The following is a 9,972-nucleotide window of genomic DNA, read 5'->3' on the forward strand; positions in this document are numbered from 1 at the left end:
TGGTGTCCATTACCGTTTCAGATTGTTGGCCAGTTGTAGCATGTCATCGGCGGTGGTAATGACCTTGCTGTTGGTTTCATAGGCCCTTTGGGCGGTAATCATATTGACCATTTCATCCACCACACTGACATTGGACATTTCTAAAAAGCCCTGGGCCAGCGTACCAAAACCATTGTCGCCGGGCGTGCCAATAATTTCATCTCCAGAGCCATTGGTCGGCGAGTACAGGTTTTTTCCCAGACTTCTCAATCCGGCCGGATTAACGAAGCGCGCCAACTGAACGGTACCGATTTCGGTTGGGGTCGCATCACCCGCCTGAATGACGGAAACGGTACCATCCAGGCCCACTGAAATCGAGATGGTGTCAGTGGGCACTGTCATTTCCGGAATCAACGGGAATCCGTCCGGATTGACGATGCGACCATCGGCATCCAGCTTGAATTCGCCGGATCGCGAGTACCCGGTGTCACCGTCTGGCAGTTCAATTTGGAAAAACCCATCCCCTTCAATGGCCCAATCGAGCTCATTGCCGGTGTTCTGGAAGTCGCCCTGGCCAAACATCTTCTGCACGGCTGCAGGACGGGTACCATGCCCCAGCTGAATACCGGTCGGCACTGTGGTATCAGCCGAAGAAGCTGCTCCGGCAGGTCGCAGACTCTCATATAGGAGATCCTGAAATTCAGCTCGGCTCTTTTTGAAACCGGATGTATTGACATTGGCCAAGTTATTGGCAATGACATCTATATTCAGCTCTTGGGCTTGCATGCCGGTGGCTGATGTCCACAAACTGCGTATCATTTTACCTCCAATGTTTAATGGTTATGCATTACGCTGCCCGGCCGACATCATTTATCAGCCGTGCGTTCATGTCATCAATGGAACGCATCATCTTCTGATAAGATTCATAGCCACGCAGAACCTCAATCATCTCGGTCATCATCCGGACCGTATCGACATTTGACATTTCCAAAAATCCCTGACTGACCTTAAGGCCTTCATCAAGATCCTGCAGCGCATTCGGTTTCAACGCGCGATAATAGTTATGGCCGGCCTTTTCAAGCGCATGGGATTGGCTAAAATCGATAATCCGCAAACGGTCCACCTGTGATCCATCAACAGTGACATAGCCATCCTCAGATACTGAAAATTCGCGAATATCGCCAGCGGGTTTGGCAATCTTGATTTTAATTTCGCCGCCTTGGCCTAAAACCGGCCACCCATCCTGGGTGACGAGCACCTCATCTTCATTGACCGTGAAATCACCTCGGCGCGTATACTGAATACCGTCTGGCGTCTGTACACAGAAAAAACCGGCCCCCGAAAGCGCCAGATCAAATGGATTTCCCGTTTTTTTGATCTTACCGGACGAAAAGTCGGTATATGTGCTATATTGCATCCAGTATTCCGGCGCCTGGGACTGTTGCCAGTTAACCGGTCGTGTATTCGCAGTGGTCAATGCGTCCATATCAAAAGCCCGGAAGCGGCCTCGGTCTTTTTTAAAACCAACGGAGTTGACATTGGCCAGATTGTTTGAAAGCAACTGCAAACGCTTCTCATATGCCAGCGCACCAGTTGCAGACATGTAAATAGATCCATTCATTGACAAACTCCCCACCTGCAATAACCCGCCTGAGATCAGCAGGCTCAGGTATCGGTAAAATGCGGCCACATGATAAAGGGCAGCCGTCGATCGCCGCTAGTATTTGCAAGACACATACCAATTCGGTTTTTTTTTTGACAGTGGGCATCAATGACGCAGCCAGCATCATCATAAACGGATGTAATATATAATACAAACAATTTCAATGGTTTATACAATTGTTTGTGACCCGACAATCCGCCCCATCATTGACATATCTGTTCAGATAAGCATGGTTAGCTTTTCGGGGGAGCGCAATGTGCCGCATGCGGTATTTTTTGCCGCTCTGGTTATGATCTGGCAAACGGAATAAAGGGCAAAAAACGGTCACTTTGCCCTGAGATCGAGGGGTCAACCGTGGCGGGTTTAAACAGGGGGCTGGTTTTTCTGTTTATCAGAGCCGCGGCTCAAATGCTTGAGCTTCAAAACCAAATCGACTTCGCCCTCTGGAACGTTCAAACGTTCTGAAATATCCGTCAGGCTCAGTCCCTTATCAGCCAAATTTTCAATTTCATTGTAAATAACGTTTGCAGGATCCATTCCCTGGGCCTCGCTGCCGGTAGGTTGATCTTGGGCAGGATTCGAAATGGGAGTTAGCAAACCGCTGGCAAGCCGCTTGTCGCTTTGCTGATAATATGCATCAAGTGTTTGGCGCTCTTTATCGATGGTTTCCAAGATATGATTAAATGCCAATTCTGTTTGCTGTCGAATCGCCTCCAAAACAAATTCGGCATTGATATGCGTAGACTGTTGATATGAAGGTGCGCGCAAGATCAGCTGTTTGAATTTGACCCGATTGAGAATCAGAAATACAATAATCAATCCACATAGACCGATCTGGGTCACATCGAGAAGGATTTCCCAGAAGTTAAGCATTGGCAATGTCATTTCCACTCCCTATGTCATATCAACTTTTTCTGAGCATCAGACACGTACATCAATAATTTTTTGATCCACCTCATCTGACCCTGTAGATGCATCGTCTGAACTTGAGGATTCGACGGCGCGTAAGGACTGATCTTTTTCAGTTTTACCCGTAACATCAACAGAATCGGACTTTTTTTTCTTGCGGCGTTTCTTTTTGTCCTTTTTTTCATCCGCATTTAAGTATTTTTCAAAAGGTGGTTTGTCGTCGTCGCGCTTTTTACGGTTAACGCGTTGGACTTGCCTTGAAGCAGACACCGGTGGCAGCCCTTTCGGGAAATGTATATCGTCTACCATACGTCTATCCTCTTTGTCGCGAATGTTATTCCACCTTTTCGCCCTCCCCACTTCCGAGTTTACGATCAGCTACCGGCCTGTTCACGTGCGCCTATGGCAGCAGCTATGGTTTACAGCAGAGAATTAATTGTTCAATAGCTTCTGTTTTCGCAATTTGGCGCGCAAATGTAAAATGGCTTGAGAGTGTATTTGCGATACCCTTGATTCGGTAATCCCGAGCACTTTGCCGGTTTCTTTCATCGTCAATTCATCCAGATAATACAGCGAAATAACCAGACGCTCTTTTTCGGGAAGTTGCTTAATCGCCTCAGCCATGGCTTCTCTCAATTCTTTTAACTTGGTCATGGTCAGGGCATCATCTTCGTTGTTGATCAAATAATTCAGCAGTTTTTCTTTTTCGTCTCTAGAAGACACGCCCAACTCTTCAAGGCTGATAAAGGAGATGCTGGACATCTGCTTGGTACGGTACACCTGTTCCAAATCAACTCCCAATTCCTCTGCCACCTCCATATCTTCCACTTCGCGGCCGAATTTTTGTTCCAGACGCGAATAAGCGGATTCCAATTCCCGTATTTTGCGTCGATTGGATCTGGAAAGAAAATCTCGTGCCCGCAGCTCGCTGAGCACCGCACCTTTGATTCGGAAAATCGCATAGGTCATAAACTTGTTGTCCCGCCTTGGATCATAGCGATCCACAGCCTGGATCAGACCGATGACACCGACATTCATCAGATCATCGATATCGACAGTTGATGGCAGGTGGACCGCCAGCCTTTGAACGATGCGTTTTACATAAGGCAGATATTCGGTAATCAGCTGGTCGCGATAAGCGGGGTCCTTGGGAACGACTTTTTGGGTTCGTCTCTGTGCCAGAGCCATAGAATTATAGTCTCCAGTTATGATATATTGTTCTCGATCAAATGGTGCCAAAAAAAATGAGAATCGCCGCCGGGCACCTGGCGCGGCGGCTGAGCAATAATTTTACGAGCCAGATCCTTAAAGCATTTGCTGGCGTGCGTATCCGGAAACAGGTCGCTGACCAGCTTTTGCTGTTTGATGCCTTTGGTAACATTGGCATCAAACAGCACGCTTCCGACATATTCAATGCTCATATCTAAAAATCTTTCCGTCACCAGATTCAATTGCCGGAATACTTCATTTCCCTGTTGGTCTGTTTGGGCCAGATTCACGATGACCTTGCAGCTTTTCTCGGCATACTTTAATGCCAATACTTTCATCAGGGCATAGGCATCGGTTATGGCGGTTGGCTCAGGGGATACCACCACAATGATTTCCTGAGCGATCACATTAAAGTCCAGCACATTCGAGGATATACCGGCTGCGGTATCGATCAGCAATAGGTCTACTTGGTCAATGACCTCATCCAGTTCACTCAAAATTTGAACTTTCTGCTGCCGGGTAAGCTGGGTCATTTCTTGGATTCCTGACGAAGCCGGCAAAATTTGAAGATGGCCGGGTCCTTCGACAACAATATCCATGATAGATTTTTCGCCCGTGAGAACATGGGCCACATTATATTTCGGGGCAATCCCTAATAAGACATCAAGATTTCCCAGGCCTAAATCAGCATCTAAAATCAGCACCTTTTTCCCCAAACGGCTAAAAGCATAACCAAGGTTGGCCACAATACTGGTTTTGCCTACACCGCCTTTTCCACTGGTGACGGCAATCACCCGCGGTCCAGCGGCATCATTGTTTCGCGGTATCCCCCCTGGCTTAATTTCCAGATGTTTTAAGCGATCCGACAGGTGAATGACTTTATCTGAGGGATTTTTCGACGTCATTGAAATTGCTGTTCCTTTCCGCTACGAGTAGTTTGAGATTCGCACAGAATCCCTCGTTGCTGACATGTCACGCCCAAACGGTTTGCTTTTTTCCGGTTGGCAATCTCTGCAGGGCAAGAAATGTTGCAGGCCGGCAGCCTCAGCGGTTGAAAAAGTAATCAGGTTTTTGGGTTTTATCTTGCGGGTCCATTTACAGTCTGAACAGTGAAACACATCTGAATTGTTGTTGGCCACAAATGTGTGTTCACCAATTTGGGCCGCAATACCGTCTGCGGTGGTATTCTTTTCCTGCGGTTTTGAAACGGCTTTACGCAAGGTAAAATCTCCCATCAGCTTTTTGATAAGGTTTTGCAGCGACCCTGTTTTGATGGCATTTGGCACTTGGCGCCCATAAGTTAAATAAGATAGCGGCACTGGATGGTTGCTGAGCAAATTGATGATATTGCCCAACGTAGCGCTTTCATCCAGCTTGGTAAAAATTAAACGTGTCACGGGCAACGAAATTAAGCCTCTAAGGGTTTGGCTTAAATCACTTTCTTTGGCCGTCGCACTTAGCGCCAGATGAATTTCAAGATTTTCAACACTCCGCAGACAGTTTTTAAGGGCCTCAATTTCCTCCAGGTTTGCAAAATTCAACCCCGGCGTGTCCACCAGGATAAGGTCAGATTGGCGCACTTCATCAACCGTAGCGATAAACGCATCTGGTGTGGCCGCTGTTTTGAGCGGAACCCCCATTGCCCGCGTGTATACCTTCAGTTCGTTGGCTGCGCCGATGCGATAAGAATCAAGAGAAATAAGGGCAACGGCTTGCTGTTGTTCAATTGCATACCGGGCCGCCAATTTAGCAATGGTGGCTGTTTTTCCGACACCGGTGGGCCCCACAACTACCAGAATCCTAGGGCCGGATTGATTTTCAGATGGCATTTCAGCCGCTGCACTTTTGCCTTGCAATATGTTGGCGATCTCTGTGATGAGCTCATCGCTGGTTTCCCATTGATGGTCGGCATATTGCTGGTTTAAGTGTGCCGTAATATCGTCGGCCAGATCCCTTTTAACTTCTTGGGACAACAAGTGCTCAAATACGCAACTGAGCACATCGTTGGTACCGGCTGCCGTTTTGTTGTAGGAAGTGTCTATCGTTTTGCCGTCATGGCGGGTTTTAAGACTGCTCGCAAGCGATGGTCTTGCATCCTTCCGCATGCTTCTGTCGTTATGCCCGTAGCGACGATAAGCACTCAAAGCGCCCGCATTGGCAACAGGTTTTGGTTGCGACGCAATATCATTTGTGTCGACTGCGGCTGTCACCTCCACGCCCACCGATTTCACCAGACCCAGCAGCTTATTCTCCTTTTTAAGACTGCGCGCCGATAAAATGACGGCATTTGAACCCAGTTCATTCTTAACCATGCGCAAGGCGGAAGTCATATCTTTGGCTTCAAAGCGTTTAATCTGCATTGTTTAACTCCAGCACATCTAAAGATTGTATTTCAATCTGACTCAAAATTTCATCATAGGACAACACCGCCACCCGGGGCATAAATCGCTCCACCAGCCGTTTAAAATGGTATCGGATTTGAGCCGAGCACATCACGATTGGTGAATAGTTTAACAACGACAGTTTTTCAAAACTTTCAGCCAGTTTGTTCATTATTTGCTGCGCGATGTTGGGATCCAGCGATAAAAAGGTTCCATGCTCGGTTTGCTGCAATGCGCCTGAAAGGGTCGATTCCAAATTGTGCCCCAAAGTAATGGCTGCAATTTTGCCTTCTGGCGTCAGGTACATTTTGGTTGTTGTGCGCGCCAAGGCATGACGCACGTGTTCGGTTAATATATCCAGATCCTTGGTCGCGGGTGCCCAATCGGCAAGGGTCTCGCATATTGCCAGCAAATCGCGAATGGGGACCTGTTCGCGCAGGAGGTTTTGCAGCACCCGCACAACACCGCCCAGCGGTAATAAATTGGGAACCAGCTCTTCGACCACTTTGGGGTGGGTTTCTTTTAAGGTATCCAATAATTGCTGCACATCCTGTCGACCGAGCATTTCATGGCAGTGCTGTTTGACAATTTCAGACAAATGGGTGGTCAGCACGGTCGCCAAATCCACAACCGTGAATCCCTTGGTCAATGCATGCTCTTTGACCTCTTCTTTGATCCACAGGGCCGGCAGTCCATAAGTGGGCTCCTTGGTGGGGATCCCGTCGATTTTCTCTTCGACCGCATTGGGATTCATTGCCAGATAGTAGTTGTTCATCAACTCTCCTCTGGCCACCTCATTGCCCTTAAGCAAAATGGAGTACTCACCGGCTTTGAGTTGCATATTATCCTGGATGTGCACCGGCGCAACAATAATTCCAAGCTCGCGCGCGATCTGGCCACGCAATGATTTAATACGATCCAGCAACTGGCCGTCCTGATCGATATCCACCAGAGGAATCAAACCGTAGCCCACTTCGATGGCCAGCGTATCCAATGGGGGCAAGGCCGCAAACTGATCTGTCGGCAAGGATTTTTCTTCTTGAATTCTTTGCTCCTCTTCAATCCGTTCATCTTCCCTGACAAACTGATAAATGGTATATGCCAGCATCCCGGTCAGAACCGCTAGCACCATAAACGGCACGGTGGGCAAACCGGGCACCAGGCCAAAACCAAAAAGCACCCCAGCGGTTATGGCAATGGCCTTAGGTTGGATCAGGATTTGAGAGGCAACATCTTCTCCCAGACTCGCGGTCGCGCCAGCTCGGGTAACAATGATGCCCGCGGCGGTAGAAATAATCAGCGCCGGCACCTGGCTGACCAGACCATCGCCGATGGTCAACAAAGTGTAATTTTGAGCAGCGTCAACAAAACTCATGCCATTTTGGAAAATCCCGATGGCCAGCCCGCCGATTATGTTAATCAGGGTGATGACAATTCCTGCCATTGCGTCACCACGCACGAATTTGTTGGCACCATCCATGGCGCCGAAGTATTCAGCTTCTCGGGCAATTTCTTCACGTCTTTCACGTGCCTCTTTTTCAGTGATCAAGCCCGCATTCAAATCGGCATCAATGCTCATCTGTTTACCGGGCATCGCATCCAGGGTGAATCGCGCCGCCACCTCAGCAATTCGGCCAGCCCCTTTGGTAATCACCATAAAATTGATGGCCACCAGGATTAAAAAAACGATAATGCCCACCAGATAGTTTCCGCCGACCACAAAGGCACCAAAGGACTGTATGACCTTACCGGCGGCAGAAATTCCTTCTTGGCCATGTAGCAATATAATCCGAGTAGAAGCGACGTTGAGTGACAATCGGAACAGGGTTGCCAGCAGCAAGATCGATGGGAACGCAGGCAAATCCAACGTTCGCGGCACATACATGCTGGCCAGCAAGATGATCAACGCAAGCGTGATGCTAAAGGACAATAGCAGATCCAACAAAAAGGTTGGCAAGGGCATGACCATAAATACCAGGATGCCAACCACAGCTACAGCCATCATAACATCGCTGTTTTTGGTAATCGTAGGCATCTGGCCTGTTATTTGCGTTTGATCTGCCATTCACTTACCTTTAGTGTTTTTATTTATAAACAAGCGAATCTTTTAAACGATTCGATCACCAAACCGGGTTGCGCTTTCACCTTGCGCCTTTGCGTCTTTGCGTGAGATTTCAGAACCTCGATTAAGCCGTCTGATACACGCCTTTGAGACGGTAGACATATGCCAGCACTTCAGCCACTGCACGATAGAGCTCCGCTGGTATGAACTCACCGATCTCAACCATCTTGTACAGGGTCTGGGCCAAGGGCTTATCTTCAACAAGCGGCACCTGATGTTCGCGCGCAATTTCTTTTATTCTTTCCGCCACCGGACCGGCGCCTTTGGCAACCACCGTGGGTGCCACCATCTGAGCCGCATCAAACTTTAACGCCACGGCCAAATGAACGGGGTTGGTAATTACCACATCTGCATCGGGTACGGCCTCCATCATGCGGCGCATGGCCATCTCCATCTGCACCTTTCGAATCCGCCCTTTGACTTTTGGATCACCTTCGGTTTGCTTGCGCTCGTCTTTGACTTCCTGTTTGGTCATCTTTAGGTTTTCTTCGTGCTGCCAGCGTTGATAAATGTAATCCAGAATCGCCAAAATAATCAGCACCAGGCATACTAAAAAAAAGAGTTTGAAGGCCACTGTACCGATAAACACCAGAATCTCTCCGACCTCCTGCTGCATTAAAGTCGGAAACTGGGTCATTTCCTTTTTAACCACCCCATAGCCAATTGCGCCAACGATCAGAATTTTAATGATGGATTTGGCCAGCTCCACCAGCGCTTTTAAAGAAACCAGCTTTTTCAATCCCGAAATTGGATTGAATTTGGCCAATTTAGGACGCATGGGCTGGGAGTGCATCTCGAATCCAATCTGACCAATGTTGCCTGCCAGACCGGCGATCAAGACTGGCACAAAAAACGGTACCAAGATGACCAACAGCTTTTCAAACATTTCAATGGCGACGGCTGTCAGATCGGTATCCGTCTCGATTCGCAAGGTGTCCAGCTGTTGATAAATACCACCGACCACTTCAGATAGGTTCCAGAACATCCAGGTGCCTGCAAAATAGAAAAATCCCATGGCAGTCATTAAGATCAGCACAGAAGGTATCTCCCTGCTGCTGGCAACCTGTCCTTTGCGCCTGGCCTGCTGACGGCGTTTCGGGGTTGCTTTTTCTGTGCGTTCTTGCCCTTCGCTTGATGGCATCGGAGACCTCGGTTATCGTGTTAAGAAGCGGCTCTCATCAATAAAAATATGGTGTCGCCCAGCTGGCCAAACACGGTTTTTAAAAATGCTGACAGATACGGCAAGCTAAAACCAATAAACAACAGCCCGATCATGATTTTCAGCGGCATGGCCACGAATAAAATGTTCATCTGGGGCACGGTGCGGGCAATCAGGCCAAAGGCAATGCTGGTCAACAATAAGGCGGCAATAATCGGCGCGCCCACCTTGATGCCAATCACAAACATATTGCCGGCCATGCCCATCAACTGTTCGATCAACGATCCGCTGAACCTGAACCCGAATGGCGGGACCAGCTGAAAGCTTTCTGCCAGGGCCTTTAAAAACCAATGATGGGCATTGAGGATCAGAAACATTAAAAAGGCAAACAGCTGATAAAATTGTGACAGCAGCGGCACCTGCTGACCGGCGGACGGATCCATAACGCGCGCCAGCGCCAGGCCCATCTGGTAACCGGATATCTGTCCAGCCATCTGCAGGCCCACAAAAATCAAATTCACGGCCATACCGATGCTGATGCCCAGGAAAA

General features: G+C 48.5%; 10 protein-coding genes. All 10 read right to left on the reverse strand.

What is annotated here, in order from left to right:
- Positions 1–9: 9 nt before the first annotated feature.
- Positions 10–798, reverse strand: coding sequence for a flagellar basal-body rod protein FlgG (flgG, locus tag QNJ26_20665; protein MDJ0987967.1), 789 nt, complete (start codon positions 796–798; stop codon positions 10–12).
- Positions 799–826: 28 nt separating this feature from the next.
- Entirely contained in the window at positions 827–1,600 is a 774-nt protein-coding gene (flgF, locus tag QNJ26_20670; protein MDJ0987968.1) for a flagellar basal-body rod protein FlgF, read from the reverse strand.
- Positions 1,601–2,005: 405 nt separating this feature from the next.
- Positions 2,006–2,527 carry a hypothetical protein gene (locus QNJ26_20675; protein ID MDJ0987969.1) on the reverse strand — a complete coding sequence of 174 codons (522 nt, stop codon included), beginning with the start codon at positions 2,525–2,527 and terminating at the stop codon, positions 2,006–2,008.
- A 36-nt stretch (positions 2,528–2,563) separates the two neighbouring features.
- The gene (locus QNJ26_20680; protein MDJ0987970.1) at positions 2,564–2,860 is read right to left on the reverse strand and encodes a hypothetical protein; all 297 of its coding nucleotides are present in this window, start codon (positions 2,858–2,860) and stop codon (positions 2,564–2,566) included.
- Between the two features lie 123 nt (positions 2,861–2,983).
- Entirely contained in the window at positions 2,984–3,739 is a 756-nt protein-coding gene (locus tag QNJ26_20685; GenBank protein MDJ0987971.1) for a FliA/WhiG family RNA polymerase sigma factor, read from the reverse strand.
- A gap of 17 nt (positions 3,740–3,756) precedes the next feature.
- Entirely contained in the window at positions 3,757–4,665 is a 909-nt protein-coding gene (locus tag QNJ26_20690) for a MinD/ParA family protein (protein MDJ0987972.1), read from the reverse strand.
- 21 nt (positions 4,666–4,686) lie between these two features.
- Complete coding sequence (gene flhF, locus QNJ26_20695; GenBank protein MDJ0987973.1) at positions 4,687–6,120, reverse strand: flagellar biosynthesis protein FlhF; 1,434 nt, start codon at positions 6,118–6,120, stop codon at positions 4,687–4,689.
- Positions 6,110–8,206: a flagellar biosynthesis protein FlhA gene (gene flhA, locus QNJ26_20700; protein MDJ0987974.1), complete on the reverse strand. Its 2,097-nt coding sequence runs from the start codon at positions 8,204–8,206 to the stop codon at positions 6,110–6,112. Before flhA ends, flhF begins: the two co-directional genes overlap by 11 nt.
- 121 nt (positions 8,207–8,327) lie before the next feature.
- Positions 8,328–9,404, reverse strand: a complete 1,077-nt coding sequence (gene flhB, locus QNJ26_20705) for a flagellar biosynthesis protein FlhB (protein MDJ0987975.1) — start codon at positions 9,402–9,404, stop codon at positions 8,328–8,330.
- A 20-nt stretch (positions 9,405–9,424) separates the two neighbouring features.
- Positions 9,425–9,972 (reverse strand): flagellar biosynthetic protein FliR (locus QNJ26_20710; protein ID MDJ0987976.1); only part of this gene is annotated, 548 nt, incomplete at its 5' end.

The sequence above is a fragment of the Desulfobacterales bacterium genome, from assembly GCA_030066985.1.
GTDB lineage: Bacteria > Desulfobacterota > Desulfobacteria > Desulfobacterales > JAHEIW01 > JAHEIW01.